This is a genomic window from Variovorax sp. YR634, from assembly GCF_900106655.1.
In the GTDB taxonomy this organism is placed as follows: Bacteria; Pseudomonadota; Gammaproteobacteria; order Burkholderiales; family Burkholderiaceae_C; genus Variovorax.
On the sequence record NZ_FNOL01000016.1, the window covers coordinates 1 to 25,874 of the forward strand.

Sequence of the window (25,874 nt, forward strand, 5' to 3'; positions counted from 1 at the left end):
AAACGCCCGATGAGGTCCATCGGGCGTCTCTGGCCGGCTTGAACAGGCCGGCTCTGTGTCCCTCATAGGTGTCAACCTATGGCAGGACGGGTCAGTACGCAGCAGCTCAGCGCGAGGTAATCGCCGACACCGCCGAGTTGCCCGTGGCCGATGCCGTGATCTGGTTGCCCGTGGTGCGCAGCGTGCTATTGCCCACCGCGCCCGACACGCCGACCCCGAAGTTCACGCTCGTCACCGTGGCCGTCACTGCGCCGGTGTTGACCTGGTAGTTGCCGATGGCCGCGCTCGGCGCGCCGGTGTTCAGCGCCGTCTGCGTCAAGCGGTTGGTCGCGCTGTTGCCGACGGCCTGCGCCGCCAGTGCGTTGCCAGTGACGCCGACCGAGCCGCTCGACACGCCAGCCCCGGTGCTGTTGAGCGCCACCTGGTAGCTCGTGCCCACGCTGGTTGCCGACACCGCGCCCGAGTTGCTTTGGCTGTTGAGGATGGCCGCGCTCGCACCGACGTTGAGCGCCAGCGGCGTGCCGACCAGGCTCGACGAACCCACTGTCGCCGCACCGCCGTAGCTGCTGCCGCCGCTGGACTCGAGCACGTTGGTCGCCGCATTGCCGCGCGCCAGGGCAACGGTGGTGTTGCCGTCGAGCGAGACGCTGCTGCCGTTGAGCGGCACCGCGCCCGCCAGCGTCGCATTCGCCACCGTGCTGGCCGTCGCCGTCACTCCGGCCGTGCTGCCCTGCACATTGACGATGCCGACGCTGGCCCCCTGCGTCGCGCTGCTCGCCACCGTGGCGGTGTTGGCCGCGCGGTTGGCCGTGGCCTCGGCGAAGGTGCTGTTGCCCGAGATGGTGAGCGCGCCGTTGATCAGCCCCGGCGTGGGTGCGGCGTTGTCGTCGTTGTGGATCGACGTATTGGCCGTGCTGCTGACGGTCGATGCGGCCGACTGGCGGTTCGACAGCACGTGGTCGCCGGTGGCCACCACGTTATCGGCGCTGCCGGTCTCGTTCAGCGTGGCCGAACCTGTCGCGCCCGGCGGCAGGGTGTTGACCGCGCTCACGCTCAGCGTGTTGGTCGCATCGTTCATCACGCCCAGCGCCGTATTGCTGTTGCCCGAGAGGCGCACTGTCGAGGCGGTGGATGCGGCCGGTGCAAACAGCTCCTGCGTGGACGTTGCCGTCACCGCGGCGGTGCCCGACTGCGTCGACTGCAGCGCCGAGCGCGCGCCAACGTTGGAGCCTGCGAGCGTCACGCTGTTGAGCACCGTGTTGGCCACGGCCTTCGCGCTCTGGCCGTTGTTCGTCACGCCCAGCGTCGAGGTGCCGACGATGGATGCCGGTGCCGTGTCGATGCCCACGATGCCCGTCGCGGTGGCCGACACGGGCCCGGTGCCCATCTGCACGTTGGCCAGTGCGTGGTCTGCCGTCACTGTCACCAACAGCGCCGGGCCGGCTGCGGCCACGGCCGGCAGCGGCGTGCTGCCGGCGATGGTGCTGCTCTTCACGTCGATGCTGTTGGTGGCAGCGCTGCCGGTGGCGGCTGCGCTGGTGATGTTGCCGTCGAGCGTGGCGCTGCTGCCGGTGAGCGCGTTGGGGCCGGTCAACGTGAGCCTGGTCACGTTGTTGGCGTTGGCTGCCACGGTTGCGTTGCTGTCCTGCGCATTCAGCACCGCAGTCTTGGCCGACTGCGATGCGCCGCCGGTCAGCGAGGCCGCGTTGGTCGCGCGGTTGGCCGCTGCTTCCGAGTACGTCGAGTTGCCCGAGGCGGTGAAGCTGCCGTTGACCAGGCCTGCGTTGGCGGGCACCAGGCTGTCTTCGTTGTAGATCGCGGTGTCGGCGGTGCTGGTGGCCGAGGTTCCGGCCGACTGGCGGTTCACCAGCACCTGGTCGCCCAGCGCCGCGGTGTTGCCGGGCAGCGCCCCCTGAAGAATGATCGCGGGAACGAAGGATGCGACAGGCGAGCCGCCCGCAACGGCGACCTTGTTGTCCACGTCGTTGATCACGCTCAGCGCCGAGTTGCCGTTGTTCGAGAGCTTCACCGACGAGCCCGTCACCGAGGCCGGCGCAAAGGCCTGCATGAACGAGCGCGACTCCACCGCCGCCGTGCTGCCCTGTGCAGACAGCAGCGCGGAGCGGGCCGACACATCGGTGGCCGCGAGCGTGATGGCGTTGCTGCCCGTGTTGGCCACGGCCTTCGCGCTTTGCGTGTTGCCGGAGGCACTCAGCGTCGAGCCGGAGATCACCGCGCCGACCGCCGTGTCGACACCGAAGGCGGCTGCCACCTTGGAAGAGATCGTCGGGCTCGTCACCAGCTGGATGCTCGACAGCGCATGGTCGCCGACCGCACCTGCCAGGCCCGCGAGGCTGGTCGCACCGGCAAGCGGCAAGCCGTCGCCCACGGCGATGGTGTTGCCCTTCACGTCGATGCGATTGACGGCAGCGTTGCCCGTGGCCGAGCCGCCGGCGGCGTTGCCGTCGACAGCGACCTGCGAGTTCTGGATGCTCGCGCCGCCCAGCACCACCTGCACGCCGTCTTTGTTGTTGAGCAGCGCGCCTTCCTGCCCGGTCAGCGAGCTGACCGCCGCACTGGTGAGCTGCAGGTTCTGCACTGCGGTGGTGGTCGAGACGCCGACTGCATCCACGCTCACGCCGTTGACGGCGCTGTTGCTGGTCGCGCCGGCCAGCGTGGTGTTGCCGCTGGCGTCCACCTTCGAGTTGCTGATGGCACCGGTGACGGTGGTCTGCACTTCAGGCCCGCCGCTGCGTTGCGCCGACACCGTGCCCTGGCCCGACTGCGCGTTCTGCACGCTGAAGGCGGCGGTGGTGGCGAGCACGTTGCCCGTCAGCGTCGCACCCGCCAGCGAGAGGCCGGAGGTGTCGATGTTGTTGCCCGTCACCTTCACCGTGTTGCCGGTGGCGCGGCTGCCGTAGGCCAGTGCCTGCGCCGCGTTGTCCGAGCTGGACACCGAGCTGTTGCTCAGCGTGCCCGTGACCGTGGTGCGCGCCACGATGCCGCCGGCCGCGATGGCCGAGATGACGGTGTTGGTGCCCGCCACAGCCTGCGTGTTGGTGACGTTGGCGATCGAGGCATTCGAGCCGCTCACGTTGTTCAGGCCCAGCGTCACGCCGCTGGCGGCGTCGTTGCCGTAGGTGGCTGCGACGAAGGCGTTGTCGCTGTTCGCGACGCTGGCGCCCGAGACATTGCCGTTGACGTTCGCCGCAAAGGTGTTGGAGCCGGTCGCCGAGCTGCCGATGTTCCCCTGCACCGACTGGTCGTTCAGGATGCCGTAGGCCGCAGTCACCGTCGGCAGGGCGCCGGCCGCGTTGCTGAACGGCAGTCCGCTGAGCACATCGACCGTGACGGTCGAGGCCGGTGCGCCCAGGAACGGGCCTGGCGCCGCGGCCAGGTTGCCCGCGCTCACGCCCAGCGTGTTCGTCGCCGAGTTGCCGTAGGCAATGGCGCGCTGCAGGTTGTCGGTGAGCGCGACCGAGCCGCCCGTGAGGTTGCCGTTCACCGTGATGCGCGCTTCAGGAGCGAACAGCGCCGCGCCGGCACCGGAGGTTGCATCCGACATCTGCACGCTCGCGATGCCCGCGCCCGTGCCGACCGAGTTGCCGCTGAGCGTGAGCGTGTTGGTGGCCCCGCTGCCGAGCGCCACGGCTTCCTGCCGGTTGTCGGTCAGCGCCAGCGTGTTGTTCGCGACCGGTGCGCCGCCGCCGCTGGCGGTCAGCAGGATCTGCGAGCCGAAGTTGAGCGCCGCGGGGCCGCTGCCGTTGTAGTTGCCCTGCAGGTTGGTGAGCGTCGCCGCGCCGCTGGCGGACACGCGCCCGTCGGAGTTGGTGCCGCCCGTGAGCACGGCGTTGCCGTTGCCCAGCGCTACCGTGGCTGCCTGGATCGCCAGGCTCTGCGTGATCTGGTTGCCCTGCGCGGTGGCCGCCGATGTGTTGCCGGACACGGTGACCGAACTGCCGCTGGTCTGCCCCGTGCCGGGCGACTCGCCCGTCTGCGCCGAGATGACCGACGGGAGCAGGAACGCCGTCAGCGGTGCCGCCGAGTTGGCCTGCTGGTTCGACACCGCCGCCGTGCCGGTGAACGAAGCCGCGTTCTTGCCGCTGGCGATCGCGCTCGACGCCGTGTTGCCGGTGGCGTCCGCCGTGATGCTGTTGTCCGCGAGCGTGACCTGGCTGTTCTTGCTCGACTGCACGCCGGCCAGGATTTGTGCGCCCGCGGTCTGGGCGAAGGTGGTCACGCCGATGTTGCCCTGGCTGTTGACGATGGCCAGGTCGCTGTTGACGTTGCTGGTCACGCCCACGCCGTTGTGGATGCTGTTGTTGGCCGCGGTGGCTGCCGTGCCGGTGCCCGCGATGGTCACGTCGTCGATCAGGATGCGGTTGCCCGCCGTGCCGGCGGTGGTGCCCAGCGCCTCGTTGCCCGTGGCCGCGCTGGAGATCGCATTGCCCTGCACCGACAGCGAGCCCTGCAGCACGTTGGAGCCGCCGGCAGGCACGCCGCTCACGAGACCCGTGATCACCGAGCCCGTATTGGTTGCGCTGTGCGTGGCGGCGAGGATGCCGTTGCCGTTCGCCTGCAGGTTCGCGACCACCGCCGAGCCCGCGAAGGCCGGCGCGCCGCCCGACTGGATTTCGGCCGTGCTGGTGGCGCTGTTGGCCTTGAGCACCGCGGAGATCGAATTGCGTTCGAGCACGGCTGCCGTCGTCAGCGTGATGCCCGGGCTCGCCGTCAGCATCAGGTCGACCGTGTTGCCCAGCACCTGCGCACTGGAGCTCGCGCCCGTGGCCGACTGCAGCGAGGTCACCACGATGTTGCCCTTGGCATCGAACAGCGGTGCGCCCGCCGGATAGGTCAGCACCGAGGTGCCGGCCTGCGGCGAGGCGCCGACCGCGGCGGCGCCCGAGACCGCCGAGCTGCCGCTGTTGAGCGTGGTGGTGGCCGAGATGGTGTTGTCCGCGTTGACCACGCTGCCGGTCTGCAGCGTGCTCGATTCCACTGCCAGCTTGCTGCTGCTCACTGCGCTGTTGATCACGCCGGTGTTGGTCGCCACGCCCAGCGTCGCGGCGTTGTTCACCGGCGTGCCGGGCGCCGGCTGGATGCTGTTGGCAAAGCTGTTGCCGGTGGCGCTCGCACCGACCAGGTTGCCGCTGGTGCTCATCGCCACCGGGTTGGGATTCAGCGGCGTGCCGGTGGAGGTCGTGCCTACGGTGGCGCTGGTGATGGTGGCGTTGACGGCCCCGGTGTTGTTGATGTCCGAGTTCACCGTCGGCGTGCCGGTGGCGGTGCCGTTGTAGGCAGCGTCGACCGAGGTCTCCGCGGCTTGTGCGCCGGAGGCTGCTGCAATCAGCGCCATCGCGACGGCCGTGCCGATGCTGCTGCGGCTGAACATGGGCGCGCGTACGGCCCGGCTCTGGATCTTGCGTGCTTTCATGGCGTGACTCCTCGGATGTTGTGGAAGCGGTCTGGGTCGGAAAGTGGATGCGCGATGCGCGCGGAACGGCAGGTCAGTCGCCCTTGACTGCGCCGTCGGAAGAAGAGGTTGGCGCGGCGCCGCCGACCACCGCGCTGCCGATGCGCAGCTTGGCGATCTCCTGCAGGCCCGGGCCGTCGCGGTGGATCGACGTGTCGGCGGCATCGGGCCGCCATGTGAGGCTGATGGCGCCCGGTGCCACGCCGCGGTTGGCAAGGGCCGAGGTGACGGCAGCGATGCGCTGGTCGGTGAGCTCGTCGCGCTTGCGGGCGTCCCAGTTCTCGGTGTCGCGCGCCACCAGCACGATGTCGGTCGAGCCCTTCTTGGCCAGGCCCGCGATCTGGTCAATCAGCGCAAGCGAGCTGCCGCCGAGCGTGGTCGCGCCGAAGTCGAAGGACACCTGCGTCGCCGTGCCCGTGAGGCGCGCGCCGCCCTGCCCCGCGGCATTGACGGCCACGCCGCTCTGCACCACGGGCGAAGTCACGGCTGCGCCGCCCACGGTGGCATCGCCCGGGTTGTCGACCTTGCGCAGGTCGGCCGCGGGCACGACCGGAATCTGCTCGCCGGCGCCCGGGCGCATCGTCATGCAAGGCCGGTGGTCGACCTGCGTGACGGCCGCCATGAGCCGCACCACTCCCTCTTCCAGCGCCGCGCGCACGCCCATCTGCACAGGCTCCTGGCCCTTGGCGCCGATGTCCACGTCGTACAGCTTGCTTCCGAAAAAGCGGAACACGTTCAGGCCCACTTCGTAGCCATTGAACTGCTTGGTGAGGCTCACCGTGCGCACCACCATCAGCGACTTGGTGTCGACGATGCGCAGGTCCACGCTCACCGACTGGCTGAAGGTGCGCGCCTTCACGCCCACCTGGTTCACCGCGAACTCCGCGCCGCCCGAGTTGATGTTGTAGTTGAGCTCGGTGATGCCGCCGACGATGAAGTAGTCGGACTTGTTGATCGTGCCGCCGAAGTACGGCAACCACGGCACCGCCTGCCCGCCGTTGGGTCCGCCGACCTGGTGCGTGCGGCCGTCACCGAGCTGGCGGCGGTCGGCGTACGCGAGCTCACGCTCGGCGATCACCGGGTCGAAGCGCTCGGCGATGCTCACCGCGCCGCCGAGCTTGCCGAGTGCCGAATACACCATCAGCGCGCCGCCCTGCGTGATCGCGTTGCCTTCGTTGATGCTGTACTTGCCGGTGTAGTCCTTCACGTCGCCCACGCCGATGACGATGGGCGGACGCCGCGTGGCCGCGATATGGTCGGCGTAGCAGGCGAGCACCGCCTCCATCGGCGTGATGTTGTCGCGCACCGAGGGGCCGAGCACCACGGGTGCCTCGTTGGGCGCAAAGCGTTGCTGCGGAGCGGAGACGCAACCGGCGAGCGCCACCGTGGCGATGGCTGCGAGCGCGAAGGTGCGGGTGATGGGGTATTGCATGTCGCGTGCCCCGTTCAATTGAGCACGCCGAACGCGCATGCCGAGCTGCCGCCGACGCTCGCGGTCTGCGCACCCGAGTTGCTCTGATTCGAGTTCAGAGCCTGGTTGGCCGCGCCCTGCACCTGCGTGCTGGTGCCGCCCACGATGGCCGAGCCGACCGCGCCGGAGTTGGCTTGCGTGGTGCCTACCGTCGCGCCGCCGAGGGTGCCTACCGCGGTGCGGCTGTCATTGCCCGAGGCATTCGAAGTCGCGCCCGAAGTGGACGGCGAATTCGCGACCGTGCTGTTGTTGCCGTCGTTGCCCGTGGAGGTCGCGGAGACGTTGCAGTTGTACTGGCGACCGATGTTGTTGGTCGTGTTGTAGACCGGCGCCGAGTAGTAGCCGCTCTTCTGCTTGCGGATCATGTCCTGGATCGCGGCCTGGTTCACCTTGTCGGTGCTGGTCTGGAACTGCCATGCGGCGTTCTCGCCGACGTTGTTGGCGAGCGCAGCCAAAGGCGCACACACCAGTGCCATAAGAAATACGCGTTGCATGACGGTCCCTCTCTGGAAGACGCACTTGATGAACTCATAAGTGCTACGTTTCGGGAGGGGATGCTAGGGATCGACGGCCACGGCCGGTATCCCGGGAACCGGTAGGAGGTATCCCGGGAACCGGTAGAAATGAGGAGGGCAACCCAAGGGCTCGCGCAAGCGCGCAGGGGTCGCAGCCGCGCACGCAGGTGTGCGCGTCAGCAGGTCAGGCTAGTCGCCGAACCAGAACAACAACCAGGCGGTGACAGAGCCGAGCGTCACCATCACGAGAGCGACCTGGCGACCCGCAGGAAGCGGCCGGCTCATCCATCGCTCGATGTTTTTCGACATCTTCGTCCCCCGTTCTTCTAGTGAGGACCGAAGCGTGAAGCGCTCGCCGAGTTCTGTCAAAGCAGAAGAAATGCTTCACCGACTTTCCCGACCGCAGCCGGCAGCGCGCCTTCGTGCTGCAGCAAGTGCCGCTTGCGGAAGACACCGCCGGCGTAGCCCTTGAGGTCTGCGTTCTTGCCGATCACACGGTGGCACGGCACGACGATGCTGATCGGATTCGACCCGTTGGCGGCACCGACATCGATGGCCGCGCGCGGATCGTCGAAGCCGAGCTGCCTCGCCAGTTCACCATAGCTGGTCGTGCGGCCTGCAGGAATGCGGCGAAGCGCCTCCCAGACCTGCTGCTGCAACGCGTTGCCCAGCCTTGCGACGGGCAGCGTTTCGATGGCCGTGAGATCGCCGTTGAAGTAGCGATCGAGGGCATCGGCCACCGTTTGCGGCGCGGCGCCTTCGGTCAGCTCCACCTTGTCGTGAAGTTCCCGCAGGAGGCGATGCAGGCGGGCGCGATGGTCCGCGAAATCCAGCGCATGAATGGCACCGGCAGCGTCGGTGACCAGCAGAAGTTCGCCCATCGGCGAAGCCAGATGGCTCAGTTGCAGCTTCATGATCGTGTCCTCACAAAAGAGAAGGCGGCAGGGCCGCGAACATTCACATGTTGCGCGTTCCCTGCCGCCTTCACTCGCCGTATCCGGACATCGATCTCCGGCTCACGCCGGCGCTGCCTTCCCGCTCAGGCGTGTGCCTTGATCGAATCCGCCAGCGTGTTCACCAGCGTGTCGATGTGCGACTTCTCCACGATGTACGGCGGCGCAATCACCAGCACGTCGCCCGCTGGCCGCACCAGCGCGCCCTTGTGGAAGCAGTCGAGAAAGATTTCATAAGCGCGCTTGCCCGGCGTGCCCGCGATGGGCGCGAGCTCCACCGCCGCGGCAAGGCCGAGGCTGCGGATGCTGATGACGTTGGGCAGGCCCTTGAAGGTGCTGTGGAAGGCATCGCCCAGCACCTTGCCCATTTCACCGGCACGTGCGAACAGGTTTTCTTCCTTGAAGAGATCGAGCGTGGCAATGGCCGCTGCGCAGGCCACCGGGTGGCCCGAGTAGGTGTAGCCGTGGAAGAACTCGACCACGTGCTCGGGCGCGTCGGTCTTCATCATCGCGTCGTAGAGCTTGTCACGGCAGATCACGCCGCCCAGCGGAATGACGCCGTTGGTCACGCACTTGGCGAAGTTCAGCATGTCGGGCACCACGCCGAAGTAGTCGGACGCGAAGTTGGTGCCCATGCGGCCGAAGCCCGTGATGACCTCGTCGAAGATCAGCAGGATGCCGTGCTTGTCGCAGATCTCGCGCAGTCGCTTCAGGTAGCCCTTGGGCGGCAGGTACCAGCCGGCCGAACCGGCCACGGGCTCCACGATGATCGCGGCGATGTTGCTCGGGTCGTGCAGCGGCAGGATGCGGGTTTCGAGCTCGACCAGCGGGTCTTCGGCCCACACCGGCTCCTCGTTGTGGATGTAGGCGTGGTTCACCGGGTCATGGATGAAGCGCATGTGGTCCACGCGCGGCAAAAAGGCCGAGCCGAACACCTTGCGGTTGCCCGGAATGCCGCCCACCGACATGCCGCCGAAGCCCACGCCGTGGTAGCCCTTCTCGCGGCCGATGAACACGTTGCGGTGGCCTTCGCCGCGCGCGCGGTGATAGGCCAGAGCCACCTTCATCGAAGTGTCGGCAGCCTCGGAGCCCGAGTTGCAGAACAGCACCTTGTTGAGGTCACCGGGCGCAAGCGAGGCGATCATCTCGGCCGCCTTGAAGGCCTTGTCGTTGCTGACCTGGAAGGCGGTGGCGTAGTCGAGCGTGTCGAGCTGCTTCTTGATCGCCTCGTTGATGGGCTTGCGGTTATGGCCCGCACCCACGCACCACAGCGACGAGATGCCGTCGATCACCTTCTTGCCGTCGTGCGTGGTGAACTCCATGCCGTCGGCCGCGACGAACACCCGCGGGTCTTTCTTGAAGTGACGGTTGGGGGTGAAGGGCAACCACTGGTTGTCCATGTTGAAGTCCTGGAAGGCCATGCGTGTCTCCTGCGGTTATGTGGTCGAGGAAAATCGCGATTCTGGCACCCCTGCGACAATCACGCCCTGATGACGACCTCTACGCCTACCTCGCCCGCCTACATCCTGAACCTCTCCTGCCCCGACCGGACAGGCATCGTGCACGCCGTGTCGGGCTTCCTGCTCGAGCGCGGCGCCAACATCGAAGAGGCCGCCCAGTACAACGACCACGACACGGGTCTTTTCTTCATGCGGGTGCGCTTCGCCTGCGGTGACCACAGCGAAGCCACGCTGCGCGAAGAGCTGAAGACCTTCGCCGCCGGCTTCGGCATGACGCTGCAACTGCACGCCGCCGCCGAGCCGATGAAGACGGTCATCCTGGTCAGCAAGGAAGGCCACTGCCTCAACGACCTGCTGTTCCGCTGGAAGAGCGGCCTGCTCGCCATCGACGTGCGCGCCATCATCTCGAACCACCGCGACTTCTACCAGCTGGCCGCCAGCTATAACGTGCCCTTCCACCACATCCCGATGACGGCCGCGACCAAGGCACAGGCCGAGGCGAAGGAGCTTGAAATCATCGAGGCCGAAGGCGCCGAACTCGTGGTGCTCGCGCGCTACATGCAGATCCTGAGCGACAACCTGTGCCGCAACCTGGCCGGCCGCGCGATCAACATCCACCACTCGTTCCTGCCCAGCTTCAAGGGCGCCAAGCCCTACTACCAGGCACACGACCGCGGCGTGAAGCTGATCGGTGCCACCGCCCACTACGTGACGGCCGACCTCGACGAAGGCCCGATCATCGAGCAGGACGTGGCCCGCGCCGACCACACCGACACCGTGGAAGACCTCACGGCCCGCGGCCGCGACACCGAGAGCCAGGTGCTGGCGCGCGCGGTGAAGTGGCACAGCGAGCACCGGGTGCTTTTGAACGGGCACCGCACGGTGGTGTTCCGCTAGGCCTCCGAAAAAAGCATGCCTCCACTTCGGAGGCATGCATCCCGCTCAGCGTCAGTTGCGATTAGGGTTGTTCGGCCGACGGTCGTAGCGATTCGGCACGCCATCGCCGTCACGGTCCCAGCGGCCTGCGTTGTACTGCCAGCGTCCGCCTTCCTCGCGCCACTCCGGCGCACGGTAGGCATAGCCCGGACGGGCACGCACCCAGACGCCGCGGGTCCATACATGGCGCCCACCGCGCCACTCATAGTGCCCCGGCGCCCACACATAGCCGCGGCGCGGCGGGGGCACGCGTTCGGAGCGCGGAGGGGGCGGCGCCACCTGTATGACCACGGGTTGCGCCTGCGCGGCCGTGGGAACAGTCAATGCGCCCACCGACAGAAGCGATGCAGCGCCGACGGAAAGAGCCAATGCGAGTTTTTTCATGAAGGACTCCTCATGAGTTGTTGGAGGAGCCTTCATGCTGCCCAGTCCATGTGAACCGCCTGTAAGCAATGCACGAAGTCTTGTGTAAAGCTGTGACTCGCCTTTGAGCGCCTTCGAGCGCCCCGGCGAGCGCTCACTCCTGCAATTCGCGCAGATCGATGGCCGTGGCCATCGCCGCATGGCCGGCCTTGTTGGGGTGCAGGTGGTCGCCCGAATCGAACAGCGGATTCAGCGCCTTCGGGTCCGCAGGGTCGCGCAATGCCGCATCGAAATCGACGACGCCGTCGATGTCCTGCTGGCCGCGGATCCAGCGGTTGACGGCTTCGCGCATGGCCTCGTTGCCCTCGCTCCAGTAAGGCGTGTTCCTGAATGGCGGCACGGTGCCGAGCAGCACCTTCACGCCCTTGGCGCGGGCCTGCTTGACCAGTTGCTCCAACCCCTCGGTGATGCGCTCGGCCGTCGGCATGTCGCGCGGCTTCAGCTCGGCGCCCGGCACCTTGGCGAACAGGGTGCGGCCGATGTCATTGGTGCCCATAAGGATGATCGCGTGCGTCACGCTGCTCTGCCGCAGCGCATCGAGCTCGAACCGGGAGAGGCCGCTGGGCCCCAGTCCGTTGGCCAGCAGGCGATTGCCGCCAATGCCGGCATTGAGCACCGCAACGTCTTGCCCTTCGCGCTGCGTATCACGCAAGCGAGTGGCCAACATGTCGGGGTAGGCTCCGAAGTTGCCCTCCGAGGTGCCCATCGTGATCGAGTCGCCGAAGGCCACGACGGTGCGCACGGACTTGGTGGTGAGCACGTCGAGCCCGGTCACGATCTGGTTCAGCACCAGTGGCGAGGGGTTCTTCAGCTTCGGTGCCATCACTGCGTTGCCGGGCGCTACCCATGTCGCGCCCGGCTCCAGCATGGAGACAGTGGCAAACGGCGTGGTGCGGTCGAAGAAGGCGCTCACGACCACCGTTTGGCCCGCCTGCACCGGCAGGTCGATGCCATCGCTCCAGGCGTCCGCGCCGGGCGCAACGGTCATGGTGGTGCGGCCGCCGAAGCGCAGCACGCGCAGCGTGGTCGGCGAGAACGCATCGGCGCCGGTGCCGCGTGCCGCGCTTGCGGCGGCAATGCGCAGCGGTGTCTTGCCGAAGCGGTTCGAGAAGCGGATGCGGATGCGCTCGCCATCCAGCGACAGTTCAACCTTCTGGCGCAGTGTCTGCCCGCGCAGGTCATTGCCGGCAGGCGACGAATAGTTCGCACCACCGGGGGCTGCGGCCATCTCCGTGAAATCGACCGGCGCCACGGCCCAGCTCGCAACCCAATGCGCCTCGGCGGGCTGCCGTGGATGGTCGTCGGGCGTCACAGCCTGCACGCCGACGGCCAGCACTGCGAGGCAAAGGGCTGCCACCCAGTGCGCGACGGTCACGTCGCGCAGGCGCTCTGCCCAAATGGAAACCAGTTTCATGCGCGCAAAGCGTCGCAGTGTACGGAGCCACTGTTCCCCCGCGCGTGACGAGGTCTAAGGCCGGGTTACCAAGTGTCTACGTAGGGAGCAGCAACACTCGAGCCCTTCGTGGCAGAAGACAAGCCACGCACCAACCAGGTGCGCGTCTCGGCCGGATCGATCACCGCGTCGATTTCCAGCGTCTGCGCCATGTGGATCGCTTCGCCGTTCGCATACTGCTGCGCGACGAGTTTCTTGAACAGCGCATCGCGCTCCGCACCCTCGGGTGCAGCGGCCAGTTCCTTGCGAAAACCCAACCGCACAGCACCCTCCAGCCCCATCGCGCCGAATTCGCCGGTGGGCCAGGCCACGGTGAAAACCGGTGCGTCGAAGCCGCCCGCAGTCATCGCCTGCGCGCCCAGTCCGTAGCCCTTGCGAAGCACCACGGCGAAGAACGGCACGCGCAGATGCGAAGCCACCATGAACATGCGGCACACATGACGCACCTGTGCCTGCGCCTCGATTTCGGGCCCGACCATGAAGCCGGGCGTGTCGCACAACGAAACAATTGGAAGGCCGTGCGCATTGCAAAGCTGCATGAATCGCGCGGATTTGTCGGCCGCTTCCACATCGATCGCGCCGCCGAGGTGGTGCGGGTTGTTGGCCATCAGTCCGACCGGCCTGCCCTCGATGCGCGCAAGCGCAGTGACGATGCCCGCGCCGAAACCCGCGCGCAGTTCGAGCAGCGAGCCGGTGTCGGCCACGCCGCGCATCGCGGCGCGCACGTCGTACACGCGCAGGCGGTTCTCGGGCACCACATGGCGCAGCGTACGCGGGTCGGCGCATTGCCAGTCGGCGGTCGCGCCCTGGAAGTACGACAGGTATTGCTTCGCAGCAGCGACAGCAGCAGCTTCGTCTTCCACCAGGATGTCGATCACGCCGTTGCGCGACTGCACGCTGCTGGGCCCGATCTGCTCGGGCGCGAAGGTGCCGAGCCCGCCGCCCTCGATCATCGCGGGGCCGCTCATGCCGATGTTGCTGCCCTTGGTGGCGATGATCACGTCGGCACACCCCAGCAGCGCCGCATTGCCCGCGAAGCAGCGCCCATGCACGATGCCCACCACGGGCACCTTGCCCGACAGCGCCGCGAACTGGCTGAAGGTGTGGTTGTTCAAGCCCGCGACGATCGGCATGTCCGTATCGCCGGGACGACCACCGCCGCCCTCGGCGAACAGCACTACAGGCAGCTTGAGCTGATGCGCCACCGCCAGCAGGCGGTCGGTCTTGTGGTGATTGCGCATGCCCTGCGTGCCGGCCAGCACGGTGTAGTCGTAGGCCAGCACGGCGCAGCGCGACACCTCAGGGCCGAACTGCTTCGCGTTGATGCTGCCCAGGCCCGTGACCATGCCGTCCGCGGGCGTGTTGGCGATCAGGTCTTCGAGCGTGCGTCGCCGCGTCTGCGCAGCGATGGCGAGCGCGCCGTATTCGATGAAGTTGCCGGGGTCGGACTCGGTGTCGCACAGGTCGGCGATGTTCTCGCGCGCGGTGCGGCCGCCTTGTGCGTGCCGCTTGTCGACGGCAGCCTTGCGGTTGGCATCGAGCGTGGGCGCGTGGCGGTCGATGACCTTCTGCAGATCAGGGCGGATCGCGTCGAGGTCGTGCTCGGCGCGCGCCTCGACCTCGACGGCCTGCGCATCGACGGCTTCCAGCTGCAGCAGCGACTGGCCTTCGACCAGGTAGTCGCCGGGCTCGGCCAGCAGCGCGACCACGCGGCCGGCCACCGGTGCGTGCAGCAGGTGTTCCATCTTCATGGCCTCGAGCACGCCGAGTTGCGCGCCGGCGGGCAGCACGTCGCCGACGGCAACTTCGAACTGCACGAGACGGGCTGGCATCGGGGCCTTGACGGTCAGCTCGTCGGAGTCGTCCTCGGTGACGACCGCTTGCGCTACGGGTGCCACCGCCGTCTTCTTCGCATGCTTTTCAAGCGCTGCCGCAACCGCCAGCAGATCGCCCAGATGCGCCTCCACGAAACGCGTATGCACCGCCTGCGTCGCAAACTCGGGCCGCGCCGCGATGGCGCGCAGCAGCGATAGGTTCGTGGCGATGCCGTCGATATGGCATTCGTCCAGCGCGCGCAGCGATCGGCGCAGCGCGTCTTCGAAACGCGGCGACGGCGAATGCACGATGAGCTTGGCGAGCAGCGTGTCGTAGTGCGGCGAAGGCGCAAGGCCCGCGTAGCCGTGCGTGTCAACGCGCACGCCGGGGCCTGCCGGCAGATCGAAGCGCGCGAGCGTGCCGCCCGAAGGCCGCGCGTTGCCTTGCGCATCCAGCGTCTCCGCGTTGATGCGCCACTGCACAGCAAAGCCGCGCTGCGGTGCGGTGCGATCGGGTTCAACACCAAGTTCGCCCAGCGACTGCCCCGCTGCCACGGCGATCTGCAACTGCACGAGATCCAGCCCCGTCACTGCTTCCGTCACCGTGTGCTCGACCTGCAGGCGTGGGTTCGCCTCGATGAAGACGAAGGGCAGCGTCGTCGATGCCGCATCGACCAGAAATTCGAAGGTGCCGAGGCCGCGATAGCCCACCGTCTTCGCCATGCGCAGCGCAGCCTGCGTGACCTGCGCGCGCAAGGCCTCAGGCAGCGAAGGACTCGGCGCGATCTCCACCAGTTTCTGAAAGCGCCGCTGCAGCGTGCACTCGCGCTCGCCGAGGCTAGCCACGGCGTGGCCGTCGCCCAGCACCTGCACTTCGATGTGCCGCGCATTGCGCATCAGCCGCTCGACATACACGCCTTCGATGCCGAATGCGGCCTTGGCTTCGGACATGCAGCGCGCATGCGCCTCGGGCAGTTCTTCAGCGTTCAGCACCGCGCGCATGCCGCGCCCGCCACCGCCGCCGATGGCCTTGACCATCACGCCCGCGCCCTGCGCATGCTGCTCGGCGAAGAAGGCCTGCGCCTGTGCGAGTGTCACTGCGCCGGCGCTGCCAGGCATCACGGGCACGTCGCATTGCGTGGCCAGTGCGCGTGCGCGGGCCTTGTCGCCGAACAGGCCGAGCTGCTCCGGCGTGGGGCCGATGAAGACAAGGCCGGCGTCCGCGCAGGCCTGTGCGAAATCGGCACGCTCACTGAGAAAACCATAGCCGGGGTGCACCGCATCGCAGCCCTGCGCCTTGGCCACCGCGATGAGCGCCGCGACATCGAGATACGCCGAAGGCCCGGTCGCATCGAGCGCGACTGCTGTGTCGGCCAGCTGCACATGCAGCGCTGCCGTGTCGTCGCGCGCATGCACCGCCACGCTGGCAATGCCCAGGTCGCGCAGCGCGCGCACCAGGCGCACGGCGATCTCGCCGCGGTTGGCAATCAGAACTTTGGAGAACAGCAAACGGAACCTCTCAGCTTTTGTCTTTGAGCAAGCGGCGCAGCACCTTGCCCGCGCCGGTCGTCGGCAATGCGTCGATGAAACTCACGGCGCGCGGCGCCTTGTAGCTCGCCATGTTGTCGCGCGCCCAGGCGATCAGCGCTTCGGCATCGAGCCCGGCACCTGGCTTGCGCACGATGAATGCCTTCACGACCTCGCCCTTCTCTGCATCGGGCTGCGCGATGACGGCCGCCTGCGCCACCGCCGGGTGCTTGATGAGGATGGTTTCGACCTCTTCGGGGAACACGCTGTAGCCCGAGACCTTGATCATTTCCTTGAAGCGGCCGATGAAGGTGAGATAGCCATCGGCATCGAGCTTGCCCATGTCGCCGGTGTGCACCCAGCCGTTGCGCAGCGTGGCAGCGGTGGCTTCGGGCTTGTTCCAGTAGCCCTTGAAGGTGCCTGGGCTGGTGAGCACGATCTCGCCGACTTCGCCCACCGGCATGTCGGCCTGCGTGTCCGTGTCGATGATGCGGATGGTCACGCCCGGCACCGCGATGCCCTGCGTGCCCCAGCGCGGCGCATGGTGCGGCGTGTAGGTGTCGCAGGTGTGGGTTTCGCTCAGTCCGTAGGCCGCCTCGAACGAAGTGCAGTTCTGTGCGTGCGTGCGCCATTGCTGCGCCAGCGGCTCGGTGAAGGTGATGCCGAAGCTCGTGACAGGATTCATCTTCAGGCTGCGCAGGTCGAAGCTATTGATGTCGCTTACCTGCATGCAGGCCACGTTCATCGGCGCGATGCTGTACCACCAGCTCACCTTGTAGGTGGCAATGGCCTGCAGCACGGCACGAGGGTCGAAGCGATGCAGCAGCACCGATGCCGCACCGGTCAGCACCGGCACGTTGACACCCATCAGCATGCCCGCGATGTGATACAGCGGCGCGATGGACAGCAGCACGTCGCCCGGCCCCACGCCGTTGCAGTCGGCCGCGGCGCGCGTCTTGAAGAGCGCGTTGCCGTAGCTCAGCATCGCGCCCTTGGGCAGGCCCGTGGTGCCCGATGTGTAGGTCATGAGCGCCACGTCGTCCATGTCGATGACCACGGGCTGCGGCTTGGCGTTGCCGCGCATCGCGGCCAGGAAGTCTTCGCAGTCTTCGGGCACGCTGCGTTCGGCCTTGCGCTCTGCGGCCAGTTCGGCCGGCAGGTCGAGCGACGACGGATCGGGCAGCAGGTCGGCGTAGTGCACCACGAACACGTGTTCGAGCGCACTCTCCGGCTGCACCTTGCGCACCACCGGCAGCAGCGGCGCGGCCGCGACGATCACCCGCGCCTTCAGGTCGTTGACCTGGTAGGCCAACTCGTGCTCCTTGTTGAGCGGGCCGCTCGGGCAGACGATGGCACCGATCTTCTGGATGCCGAAGTGCGCGACCAGGTACTGCGGACAGTTGTTGAGAAAGAGCACCACGGGCTCGCCCTTCTTCACGCCCAGCGCCTGCAGGCGCGCCGCGAAGGCGTCGCTGGCGCGGTCGAGTTCGGCCCAGCTCATCGCATGGCCGTACCAGAGGCAGGCGGTGCTGCCGCCACGCTCGCGTGCGTGGGTGCGCAGGTACTCGTGCAGCGGCTGCTGCGGGCGGTCGGGCAATGTCTCCATGGCGTCACTTTCTCAGGGTTATCGATAGCCGCCTGCACCGGGCAGGCGCTTGCCAATGGTGCATGGTGCACGAACAATCCTACCCATGGGTATAACTTCCGCGACACGGCACAAACCCTCTGGAGACCAGAGCGACACGACGGCGCAGCCGCACATGCCCCAGGGCACTGGCCGCCAACGCGCGGCCACGCAGGGCACCGACCTGCAGCGCGAGCGCATCCTGCAGGCGGCCGCGCAGCTCTTCGCCGCGCAGGGCTACGCCAACACGACCATGGCGCAGATCGTGCGCGCGCTGGGCGTGACCAAGCCCTTCGTGTACTACTACTTCCGCGACAAGCAGGAGATCTTCGAGACGCTGTCGTGGCGCCCGGCGGTCGACTGCTTCACCGCGCTCGACTTCGCGGCCACCGACCCGCGCCGCGCGAGCGAGAAGGTGCTCGAAGGCATCGAGCGGCTGATTCGCGCGACCATCACGCACCACCCCGTCGCCTTCTTCCCGTATCGCGAGCCGCAGGTGTACCGGCCGGAGTACATCGCCGCGCAGAAGAAGCTCGCGCACCACTTCTACGACCTGCTGTGCCCGCTGCTCGAAGAAGCGCGGCGCGACGGCGACCTCGACTTTGCGGAAACCAAGATCACCGCGCTTGCGGCCTGCAGCCTGCCCGGCTTCCTGTACAGCTGGTACCGCCCGGGTGGACGCCTGTCGCCCGACGAGGTGGTTGCCGAGCTCACGAAGCTCGCGAGCCGCGTGATCGGTCTGCAAGCGAAGAACTGACAAGACAACCACCCGGAGACAAACCATGAAGTTCAAGAAGGCGCCATTGGCGCGGATCGCCCTTGCCTGCCTGCTGGCCGCTGCCGGCGCCGCGCACGCGCAAGCACAGCAGACCTACAAGATCGCCTACATCGATCCGCTCTCCGGCCCCTTTGCCAACGTCGGCGAACTGATGCTGATGCACACGCAGTACGCCATCGAGGACATCAACGCCAAGGGCGGCGTGCTCGGCGGCACGAAACTGCAGCTGCTGCAGTTCGACAGCAAGCTCTCGGCGCAGGAGAGCCAGAGCGCGCTGCAGGCGGCCATCGACCAGGGCGCGAAGGCGATCGTCACGGGCGGTTCGGGCTCGTCGGTGGTCACGGCGCTGGTGCAATCGGTGGCGCGCTGGAACCAGCGCAACCCGGGCAAGGAGCTGATCGTTCTGAATCACTCTTCCATCGACCCCGAGATGACGGGCAAGGGCTGCAGCTTCTGGCACTTCCAGACCGAGGCCAACACGGCGATGAAGATGAAGGCGCTGGCCAACTACATCAAGAAGACGCCCGATGTGAAGAAGGTCTACCTGCTGAACCAGGACTACGCGCACGGCAAGCAGTGGGCCAGCTACGGCCGCCAGCTGGTGGGCCTGGCGCGGCCCGACATCCAGTTCGTGGGCGAGGCGCTGCACCCCATCGGCCGCGTGAAAGACTTTGCGCCGTACATCGCCAACGTGAAGCAGAGCGGCGCCGACTCGGTCATCACCGGCAACTGGGGCCAGGACATGACGCTGCTGCTGAAGGCCGCGGGCGACGCAGGCTACAACCTGCGCTACTTCAATCACAGCGCGGGCTCGGTGCCGGGCACGGTCACTGCCGTGTCGCAGGCGAAGCTGGGGCAGTTGACCTGGGTGGCCGAATGGCACCCTGGCGAGGCCGACACGCCGAAGGTCGACGCTCTGGCCAAGGCCTACAAGGCCAAGACGGGCAAGGACTTTCTCGCGCCGCGCATCGACATGACGCCTCGCCTGCTGGCCGCGGCCATCAACAAGGCCGGCAGCGCCGACACCGTCAAGGTGGCGCGGGCGCTCGAAGACCTGACGTTCGACTCTGTGGTGGGGCCGGTGCGCATGCGTGCCGAAGACCACCAGTTGTTGCTGCCGCAGGTGGTCAACACCATCGTGCCGGTGGACGGCAAGACCGTGAAGGCGGGTTGGGAAGGTACTAACTACGGCTTTCGTACTGACGCGGTCTATACCGGGAACGAGCTGGCGCAGGGGACTGAGTGCAAGATGGTTCGGCCCTGACTCTCTGAGTCCTGAGTTCCGGGGGCGTGCGAATGACACCGGGTACTCCCCTTCGCGAATGTCCCCCGTCGGCGTGATCGCGCCCTGAATGAACTCCCCTGCCTAAGGGAAACCCCGTCCTGCCTGCCCCCCATGCCGTCGGGATACTCCGGTTGTTACATCCCGGATATCCGAAGCGGGTCCATTCCAAAGGCACAACAACCCATGGCAGGCAAAAACTCGCTCTACCCGATCCCGCATCCGGCGAAGAAACCCTTCGTCGGGAACCTGCTGTCGATCGGGTCCGACTCTCCCGTGCTCGACATGTGGAAGATCGCGCAAGACCTCGGTGGTATCTATTGGCTGGACATGCCGGGCATGCCGGTGATCGTGGTGTCGTCGCCCGCGCTGGTCGACGAGCTCTGCGAGGAGCCGCGCTTCGACAAAAGTACGCGTGGCGCATTGCGTAGGCTGCGCGCCGCGTCGCACGGGCTCTTCACCTCCGACACGCACGAGGAGACCTGGTCGAAGCCGCACAACATCCTGTTGGCCAACTTCAGCCAGCGCGCGATGCAGGCCTATCACCCGATGATGCTGGACATCGCGGGGCAGCTTGTCACCAAGTGGGAGCGCCTGAACTTCGACGAAGAGGTGGACGTGGTGCGCGACATGACAGCGCTCACGCTCGACACCATCGGCCTGTGCGGCTTCGGCTATCGCTTCAACTCGTTCTACCGCGAGGGCTTTCATCCCTTCGTCGATGCGATGGTGCGCACGCTGGAGACGGTGCAGAACCGCCGCGGCCTGCCGCTCGAAGAGCTGATGCTGAAGAAGGAGCTGGCCCAGCAGCGCAAGGACATCCGCTACATGCACAAGATGGTGGAAGACATCATCGAGGAGCGGCGCACGAGCGGAGCCGACATCGCCACCAAGCCCGACCTGCTGAGCTACATGATCGCGGGCGTGGACAAGAAAAGCGGCGAGCAGCTCACCGACAAGATGATCCGCGACGAGTGCATCGAATTTCTCATCGCGGGGCATGAAACCACCAGCGGCCTGCTGTCCTTTGCCATCTACTTCCTGCTGAACAACCCCGAGGCCATGGCCAAGGCGCAGGCAGAGGTCGACAACGTGTTCGGCCCCGACACCACGCAGAAGCCCACTTACGCGCAGGTCAACCGCCTGCAGTACGTGATGCAGGTGCTGAAAGAGTCGCTGCGCCTGTACCCGACCGCGCCCGCGATCTCGATGCGCGCCAAGGAAGACACGAAGATCGGCGGCCAGTACACGATCAAGAAGAACAACATGATCATCATGCATGCGCTGGCGCTGCATCGTGACAAGGGCATCTGGGGCGAGGATGCCGACCAGTTCAACCCGGACAACTTCACGCGCGAAGCCGAGCGCGAGCGGCCAGTGAACGCATTCAAGCCCTTCGGCAACGGGCAGCGCGCCTGCATCGGGCGGCAGTTCGCCCTGCAGGAGGCGGTGCTCACGCTGGGCATGATCCTGCAGCGCTTCAACCTCGTGGACCACACGGGCTACAAGCTGAAGATCAAGGAAGCGCTGACGATCAAGCCGGAGAACTTCAAGATCAAGGCGCTGCTGCGCGACCCGGCCACGCGTCCGCGCGGCAACATGACCGACGCAGCCGCAGCCCCCGTGCAGCCCGTGCAAGCTGCCGCGCGCAAACCCCAGGCTGCACGCCACGGCACCTCGCTGCTGGTGCTGCAGGGCTCCAACCTCGGCACGGCCGAAGACCTTGCGCGCCAACTAGCCGAGGCCGGCGAAATGCGTGGCTTCTCCACGCAGCTGGCCTCGCTCGACGACTATGCCGAGCGGCTGCCGGCCAACGGCGCGGTGGCCATCGTCTGCGCCTCGTACAACGGCGTGGCTCCCGACAACGCGGCCGAGTTCCATCGCTGGCTCGACAAGGCCGACGATTCGCTCAACGGCGTGCGCTTCAGCGTGTTCGGCTGCGGCAACACCGACTGGGCCGCCACCTACCAGGCCGTGCCGCGCCGCATCGACGAACGGCTCGAGGCGCTCGGTGCCACGCGCGTGCATTCGCGCGGCGAAGGCGATGCGCGCGAGGACATGGACGGCGCCTTCCAGGACTGGAGCGACGCGCTCTGGCCCGAGCTGGTGAAGGCCTTCGACATCAAGACCGGCGCCGACACGCCCGTGCAGAGCGAACCGCTCTACACGCTCGAAGAGCTGCCGCCGCCGCAGAAGAACGCGATCGTCGATGCGCTGGGCGCAGTGGCGCTGCGGGTGATCGAGAACCGCGAGCTGCAAAGCGGAGGCAACGGAGAAGCCGGCCGCTCCACCCGCCATGTCGAACTGATGCTGCCCGAGGGCCTGATCTACCGCGCCGGCGACCACCTGAGCGTGGTGCCGCGCAACAGCCCGGCGCAGGTCGAACGCGCAATGGCACGCTTCGGCTTCGACCGCACGGCCCATGTGCGCCTGCATGCAGGCGCGGGCCGCAAGGCAGCGCTGCCGGTGGAGCAGGTGATCGCGGTCGACCGCCTGCTGGGCGACTACGTCGAGCTGCAGGACGTGGCCACGCGCAAGCAGATCGCCACGCTCGCGGCATATACCGAGTGCCCGTTCACCAAGCCCAGGCTCGCGGCGCTGTCGGGCAGCGACGAGGCTTCGCAGGCGGCATACAAGGCCGACGTGCTCCACAAGCGCAAATCGCTGCTCGACCTGCTGGAAGAGCACCGCGCCTGCCAGGTGCCGTTCGCGGTGTTTCTCGAAATGCTGTCGCCGCTGTCGCCGCGCTACTACTCGATCTCTTCGTCGCCGACGATGACGCCGGGCAAGTGCAGCGTGACGGTGGGTGTGGTGAGCGGCCCGGCCAAGTCGGGCATCGGCACCTTCGAGGGCGTGTGCTCCAACTTCCTGGCGCGCGCGGAGGCCGGCGACACGGTGCACGGCGTGGTGCGCGAGACCACGGCCGAGGGCTTCCGGCTGCCGGACGATGCGAGCCGGCCGATCATCATGGTCGGCCCCGGCACTGGCCTCGCGCCGTTCCGTGGCTTCCTGCAGGAGCGCGCGGCACAGGTCGAGGCGGGCAATGCGCTCGGCGAGGCGCTGCTGTTCTTCGGCTGCCGCCATCCCGAGCAGGACTTCATCTATGCCGACGAACTCCAGGCCTGGGCGCACCGCGGCGTGATGAAGCTGCACACCGCGTTCTCGCGCGCGGGCGAGCGCAAGGTCTATGTGCAGGACCTGATCCGCGAGCAGGCGGCCGAAGTGTGGAAACTGCTGGAGGCCGGCGCGGTGGTCTACGTGTGCGGCGACGGCTCGCGCATGGAGCCCGACGTGCGACGCACGCTGAGCGACCTTGCGCGCGAGCACGGGCACGACAGCACGGCGTGGATGGACAAGATGATTGCCGACCAGCGCTACGTGCTGGACGTGTGGGCCGGCAGCTGAAAGGAAGACTACGCAGGCCTCGTCAGGCCTCCAGTGCCGACGCGTGGTCCTCGAAGGTGCCACGAACGTGCCAGCCGTCCGGGGTCAGCGCCATCACCTTGTCCGAGAGGCCGTGCGGCCCCGCCTCGGCCTTGACCTCGGCGGCAGCCGAGCACATGAGGCCCAGCATGGTCTCGGCCGTGATCGACTTCCCCCGGGCCTCGAAGCTCGCCCCGCTGTCCATGAAGTAGATGACGCTGCGGCTCGGCACCACCGCGATCAGCTCGCCCTTGAACCCCAGCGACAACTGCTCCCAGAGGTCCGGCAGCAGCAGCATGCAGGCCTCGAAGCCGTCGCCCGTCACCAGCGCCTTGTACATGACGAGGTCCTGCGTATCGAGGTTGTGCGCCACCTGCCGGAGCATGTTGTCGATCGCGAGTTCGTACAGCGACTGCGGGTCGAGCCCCGTTTCCTCCATGCCCTCCTGGGTCAGCGTGATGAACTGCGTGGGCGTGTCGAGCGCGAACGTCATCAGCAGATCGGAATCGCCGGCGAAGGGGTAGGCCACGGGCGTCTGCGCCTCGCGGTTGCCGCCCCGCGCCTCGATCTGGTCGAGCATCGGCTGCACGGCCTCGAGGAAGTCGACGTGCTTGATGCGGGGGTAGACGGGCGGCAGGTCGGGGTACATGACGCCGCTATTGTTTTGGGCGGCCCGGCCGCGCCACAAGTGACGGAAGTCATGGGCCGGCAGCAAAAAGCCGGCAATTGCCGGCTTTTTGCTTCGAAACCCGCAACTCAGGCGTCGCGGTCAGGGTCCGGATAAACCAGCGGCCCCAGCACCCCGCGATTGAAGGGCTTCCACTCGCCTTCGGGCTGCGCCAGCCGGTCGGCCACCGCATAGAGCACAGCCGGGTGCGCACCCAGCCCCAGGTGGCTGGCGATGACTTCGATGTTCTCCGACTGCGGGCCGGTCTTCTCGATGCTGCAGCGCCATGCGACGACACCGTCGGTGCGACTGAAGATCGAGGTGGTCGGCACTGGTGGCGTGGGCTGCACGAACTTCATGCGGCGCGGGTCGTGCGAGCTCTGGCCGCTCACGCCTTCGTACACTCGCCATGCGTTGGTGGCGCGCGGGCTGCCGGAGAACGGGCTGCCCAGCGTGATGACGTTGCGGATCATGGGCGCATAGGAAGACGCCAGCAGCCGCGCATACACGCCGCCCAGGCTCCAGCCGATCACGCTGACCTTCTGGCCGCTGTTGTCGTGCAGGGTCTTCAGCAGCTCGACCATGCCGTCTTCCACGCCTTCGCGCGGACCGAAGTTGCGGCCCAGGCCCCAGCCGTGCGCGTCATAGCCTCGGCTGCACAGGTAGCGGCGCAACAGCAGCGTGGAGCCGTCGCCAGCCACCAGGCCCGGCAGCACGAGCACCGGGTGTCCGTCGCCGCGCGGCGTGAGCTGCAGCAGCGGCCACATGGCGATGCCGGCGCCGGTTTCCCAGAGTGCGCGGGCTTCGGCCAGCAGCAGCAGGCGCGACGGCGGCGCGACAGGTTCCTTGGCGTGGGTGGCGGTGGTCATGATGATGGATGGATCCTTTTTGGTTTTTATCTTCTTCAAGACGAACATGAGGCCGAAAGAATCAATGCCCCGTCGGACAACAACGTCATTTATCCGAGGTATTTGCCCCTCAGGTAATCAAGGTAAGCCCTCGATTCGCTGGAAACATACGGGGAAACCAGCGTGAGCGTGTAGAAAGCCGCCAGACCGGGGTCGGCCTGCGCCAGCGCGTCGCGCCCCGGCACAAGCCGTTCGAACGACAGCCAGCAGGTGGTGGTGAAGACCATCTGCAGCGCAAGGATGCGCGCCTGCTCCGCGCTGGTTTCGATCACGCCCGAAGCCACCAGGCCTTCGCACAGCGTCTGCGCGGCCAGCAGGTTCTGCGCGGTGAGGGCCTGCGCACGCTGGCCCAGCGCCGGGTATTCGCTGGCCAGGAAGGCCATGTCGCGGTAGATGAAGCGGTATTCGTCGATGGCCTCGAAGCGCAGGTGCAGCGCGAGCCAGAGGTCGTCGATGGCCGCGATCGATGCCGACGAGCCGTTCAGGGCCTCGAGCCGCTGCTCGAAGCGCCGGAACAGCCATTCGACGATCAGCTGCTTGGCCTTGAAGTGGTAGTGCAGGTTGCCCGGGCTGATGCCGAGCTCGGCTGCGATCTTGTGGGTCGACACGGCCGCGAGGCCTTGCGCGTTGAACAGCGCGAGGCTGGCCTGCAGGATGCGGTCGCGTGTGGTGTTGGAACTGGCCACAACCGGCTTGTCGGGTTGTCGCTCAGCGTTTGGCGCTGCGGCCACGGGAGGTGGCGGCGCCGGTGCCTTCGCCTTCGAGTTGCGCCACGCGTTCTCGCAGTTGCGCGACCTCGTCGCGCAGGGCCTGCACTTCGGCGGGGCCGGGCATGCCCAGGCGTTGCATGGCAGTGGCGACGCGCTGGTCGAACACGTCCTCGAACTTGCGGATGCCGAAGCTGTCGAGGCTGGGGACCTTGCCCTGCCCGATGCCAAGCAGGCCTTCGATCACGTTGGCCTGGCGCTTGGCGACGTCGTTGCGCACGTTGTCCAGCGCCTTGAGGCCGGCGCGCAGCAGGACTTCGGCCTTGCCGGGCTCCGCGGGCTTCCTGGTTGCCGCGGGCGCCTTCTTCGCGGCCGGCGTCTTCTTCTTCGCAGGCGCCGCCCTCTTCTTCAACTTTGCAGTTTCGTCAGGACGGGTCGCCATGCAGTGCTCCAGATACCG

General features: G+C 67.2%; 17 protein-coding genes. 4 read left to right on the forward strand and 13 right to left on the reverse strand.

Features of this window, described 5'->3' with window-relative positions; translation table 11 throughout:
* Positions 1 to 106: 106 nt before the first annotated feature.
* The 5 genes from BLV60_RS23205 to BLV60_RS23230 form a co-directional block, all read right to left on the reverse strand.
* Positions 107 to 5,434, reverse strand: a complete 5,328-nt coding sequence (locus tag BLV60_RS23205; RefSeq protein WP_093057650.1) for a beta strand repeat-containing protein — start codon at positions 5,432 to 5,434, stop codon at positions 107 to 109.
* Positions 5,435 to 5,507: 73 nt separating this feature from the next.
* A complete protein-coding gene (locus BLV60_RS23210) occupies positions 5,508 to 6,905 on the reverse strand; it encodes a CsgG/HfaB family protein (RefSeq protein WP_093057651.1) in 1,398 nt (465 codons plus the stop codon).
* Between the two features lie 14 nt (positions 6,906 to 6,919).
* Complete coding sequence (locus BLV60_RS23215; protein WP_256216883.1) at positions 6,920 to 7,438, reverse strand: hypothetical protein; 519 nt, start codon at positions 7,436 to 7,438, stop codon at positions 6,920 to 6,922.
* 386 nt (positions 7,439 to 7,824) lie between these two features.
* Complete coding sequence (locus tag BLV60_RS23225; protein WP_093057654.1) at positions 7,825 to 8,373, reverse strand: methylated-DNA--[protein]-cysteine S-methyltransferase; 549 nt, start codon at positions 8,371 to 8,373, stop codon at positions 7,825 to 7,827.
* Between the two features lie 125 nt (positions 8,374 to 8,498).
* The gene (locus BLV60_RS23230) at positions 8,499 to 9,833 is read right to left on the reverse strand and encodes an omega-aminotransferase AptA (RefSeq protein ID WP_093057655.1); all 1,335 of its coding nucleotides are present in this window, start codon (positions 9,831 to 9,833) and stop codon (positions 8,499 to 8,501) included.
* Between the two features lie 69 nt (positions 9,834 to 9,902).
* Between BLV60_RS23230 and purU the strand changes: the two genes are divergently transcribed.
* Positions 9,903 to 10,769 carry a formyltetrahydrofolate deformylase gene (purU, locus tag BLV60_RS23235; RefSeq protein ID WP_093057656.1) on the forward strand — a complete coding sequence of 289 codons (867 nt, stop codon included), beginning with the start codon at positions 9,903 to 9,905 and terminating at the stop codon, positions 10,767 to 10,769.
* Positions 10,770 to 10,820: 51 nt separating this feature from the next.
* Here the strand turns inward: purU and BLV60_RS23240 are convergent, their stop codons facing one another.
* The 4 genes from BLV60_RS23240 to BLV60_RS23255 all read right to left on the reverse strand — a co-directional run bounded on the left by BLV60_RS23240 (position 10,821) and on the right by BLV60_RS23255 (position 17,631).
* On the reverse strand, positions 10,821 to 11,192 hold the full coding sequence (locus tag BLV60_RS23240; protein ID WP_093057657.1) for a YXWGXW repeat-containing protein: 372 nt from the start codon (positions 11,190 to 11,192) through the stop codon (positions 10,821 to 10,823).
* Between the two features lie 133 nt (positions 11,193 to 11,325).
* Positions 11,326 to 12,645: an SGNH/GDSL hydrolase family protein gene (locus tag BLV60_RS23245; protein WP_093057658.1), complete on the reverse strand. Its 1,320-nt coding sequence runs from the start codon at positions 12,643 to 12,645 to the stop codon at positions 11,326 to 11,328.
* 65 nt (positions 12,646 to 12,710) lie between these two features.
* Positions 12,711 to 16,004: a carboxyl transferase domain-containing protein gene (locus BLV60_RS23250; RefSeq protein WP_093057778.1), complete on the reverse strand. Its 3,294-nt coding sequence runs from the start codon at positions 16,002 to 16,004 to the stop codon at positions 12,711 to 12,713.
* 13 nt (positions 16,005 to 16,017) lie between these two features.
* Positions 16,018 to 17,631 (reverse strand): AMP-binding protein, encoded by a 1,614-nt coding sequence (locus BLV60_RS23255; RefSeq protein WP_093057659.1) that lies wholly within the window; start codon positions 17,629 to 17,631, stop codon positions 16,018 to 16,020.
* A gap of 85 nt (positions 17,632 to 17,716) precedes the next feature.
* On the opposite strand from BLV60_RS23255, the gene BLV60_RS23260 reads away from it, so the two are divergent.
* The 3 genes from BLV60_RS23260 to BLV60_RS23270 all read left to right on the forward strand — a co-directional run bounded on the left by BLV60_RS23260 (position 17,717) and on the right by BLV60_RS23270 (position 23,114).
* Positions 17,717 to 18,406: a TetR/AcrR family transcriptional regulator gene (locus BLV60_RS23260; protein ID WP_093057660.1), complete on the forward strand. Its 690-nt coding sequence runs from the start codon at positions 17,717 to 17,719 to the stop codon at positions 18,404 to 18,406.
* 25 nt (positions 18,407 to 18,431) lie between these two features.
* On the forward strand, positions 18,432 to 19,691 hold the full coding sequence (locus tag BLV60_RS23265; protein ID WP_093057661.1) for a branched-chain amino acid ABC transporter substrate-binding protein: 1,260 nt from the start codon (positions 18,432 to 18,434) through the stop codon (positions 19,689 to 19,691).
* Positions 19,692 to 19,895: 204 nt separating this feature from the next.
* Positions 19,896 to 23,114, forward strand: coding sequence for a bifunctional cytochrome P450/NADPH--P450 reductase (locus BLV60_RS23270; RefSeq protein ID WP_093057662.1), 3,219 nt, complete (start codon positions 19,896 to 19,898; stop codon positions 23,112 to 23,114).
* A 22-nt stretch (positions 23,115 to 23,136) separates the two neighbouring features.
* Here BLV60_RS23270 and BLV60_RS23275 read toward each other — a convergent pair whose 3' ends face one another.
* The 4 genes from BLV60_RS23275 to BLV60_RS23290 all read right to left on the reverse strand — a co-directional run bounded on the left by BLV60_RS23275 (position 23,137) and on the right by BLV60_RS23290 (position 25,856).
* Positions 23,137 to 23,781: a DUF1444 domain-containing protein gene (locus BLV60_RS23275; RefSeq protein WP_143042631.1), complete on the reverse strand. Its 645-nt coding sequence runs from the start codon at positions 23,779 to 23,781 to the stop codon at positions 23,137 to 23,139.
* A 107-nt stretch (positions 23,782 to 23,888) separates the two neighbouring features.
* Positions 23,889 to 24,668, reverse strand: a complete 780-nt coding sequence (locus BLV60_RS23280) for an esterase/lipase family protein (RefSeq protein WP_093057779.1) — start codon at positions 24,666 to 24,668, stop codon at positions 23,889 to 23,891.
* A gap of 89 nt (positions 24,669 to 24,757) precedes the next feature.
* Complete coding sequence (locus tag BLV60_RS23285; RefSeq protein ID WP_093057664.1) at positions 24,758 to 25,393, reverse strand: TetR/AcrR family transcriptional regulator; 636 nt, start codon at positions 25,391 to 25,393, stop codon at positions 24,758 to 24,760.
* Positions 25,394 to 25,415: 22 nt separating this feature from the next.
* Positions 25,416 to 25,856, reverse strand: a complete 441-nt coding sequence (locus BLV60_RS23290) for a phasin family protein (RefSeq protein WP_093057665.1) — start codon at positions 25,854 to 25,856, stop codon at positions 25,416 to 25,418.
* Positions 25,857 to 25,874 lie beyond the last annotated feature (18 nt).